The following is a 1,685-nucleotide window of genomic DNA, read 5'->3' as shown; positions in this document are numbered from 1 at the left end:
CAGCGCCTGCCGCGGCGGTGGCTGCGCACGCTGGCTTTCGCGGCCGGCTACCTGCTGCTGGCTTGGGCGCTGTCACTGCCGCTCGACATCTACGAGGGCTATGTGCGCGAGCACGCCTACGGCATGTCGAACCAGACTTTTGGCGCGTGGCTGGGTGAAAACCTCACCAGCCTGGGGCTGTCGGTGGTGTTCGGCAGCCTGATAATTCTGGCGTTTTACGCGGCCGTGCGGCGGGCCGGGCGCAGCTGGTGGGCCTGGGGCACGGGCCTGGCGGCGGTGTTTCTGGTGATTGGCATCTTCGCCGGGCCGGTGCTCATCAGCCCGCTGTTCAATAAGTCGACGCCGCTGCCGGCCGGCCCCATCCGGACGGCCATTCTGAGCATGGCGCGGGCCAACGGCGTGCCGGCCGACAACGTGTACCTCATCGACGCCTCGCGCCAGACCAAGCGCATCAGCGCCAACGTGAGCGGCATCGGCAGCACCATTCGCGTGTCGCTGAACGATAACCTGCTCAACCGCTGCACCCCGCAGGAAGTGCAGGCCGTGATGGGCCACGAGCTGGGCCACTACGTGCTGAACCACATTCCGAAAATGCTGGTATTTTTCACGCTGCTGGTCGGCATTGGCCTGTGGCTCGTGGACTGGGCCTTCCGGCGGCTGATGGCCCGCTACGGCACCGCCTGGGGCATTTCCGGCGTAGATGATGTGGCCGGCCTGCCGCTGGCCCTGGCCCTGCTGGCGGCGTTTATGTTTCTGGCCACGCCGGTGCGCAACACCATCATCCGTACCAACGAACAAGAGGCCGACATCTTTGGCCTGAACGCCGCCCGCCAGCCCGACGCCTTTGCCAGCACGGCCATGAAGCTGTCGGAGTACCGCAAAATAGACCCCTTGCCGCTCGAAGAAGCCATTTTCTACGACCATCCCAGCGGCCACACCCGCGTGTATAACGCCATGCGCTGGAAAGCCGAGCACCTCGACGGGCAGTAGCCGGCCGGTGGCGTGGCCGGCGGTTTGCCGGGACCGCTGCTACCCCGGCGGCTTCAGTCGCCGTAGAAGCTTCAGTACCGTCCGTTTCCCCTCTCTCAGCCCCATTGCGCATGTCCGCCCGTCCCTACATCCTCGCCGAAACCACCTGGAAAACTGTGCAGGAAGCCAACTATGAAGTAGTGGTGCTGCCCTGGGGCGCCACCGAAGCCCACAACTACCACCTGCCCTACGCCACCGACAACATTCAGTCGGATTACGTGGCCGCCGAGGCCGCCCGCAAGGCCTGGGACCGGGGCGCGAAAGTGGTGGTGCTGCCCTGCATTCCGTTCGGGGTAAACACCGGCCAGCTCGACATCACCCTCGACATGAACCTGAACCCCAGCACGCAGCTAGCCATTCTGCGGGATATGGTGCAGGTGCTGGCCCGCCAGGGCATCCCGAAGCTGGTGATTCTGAACGGCCACGGCGGCAACGACTTCCGCCAGATGCTGCGCGAGCTGCAGGCCGAATTCCCGACGGTGTTTCTGAGCACGCTGAACTGGTTTAAAGCCGCCGACCGCAACAAATACTTCTCGGCCCCCGGCGACCACGCCGACGAGCTGGAAACCAGCGTGATGCTGCACCTGACCCCCGACCTGGTGCGCCCCCTCAGCGGAGCCGGCGACGGCGCGGCCAAGCGCTTCCGCATCGCGGCG

Annotated in this window: 2 protein-coding genes; both read left to right on the top strand. The window is 65.6% G+C overall.

Annotated features, from left to right (window positions below):
* Positions 1-990 (top strand): M48 family metallopeptidase (locus ACYVDE_RS21995; RefSeq protein WP_460503680.1); only part of this gene is annotated, 990 nt, incomplete at its 5' end.
* A 110-nt stretch (positions 991-1,100) separates the two neighbouring features.
* A partial coding sequence (locus ACYVDE_RS21990) for a creatininase family protein (RefSeq protein WP_460503679.1) occupies positions 1,101-1,685 on the top strand: 585 nt, incomplete at its 3' end.

It is taken from the genome of Hymenobacter agri, from assembly GCF_054778495.1.
Note: the sequence above shows the minus strand (reverse complement) of the source record. Positions and strands in the feature narration are given on the sequence as shown.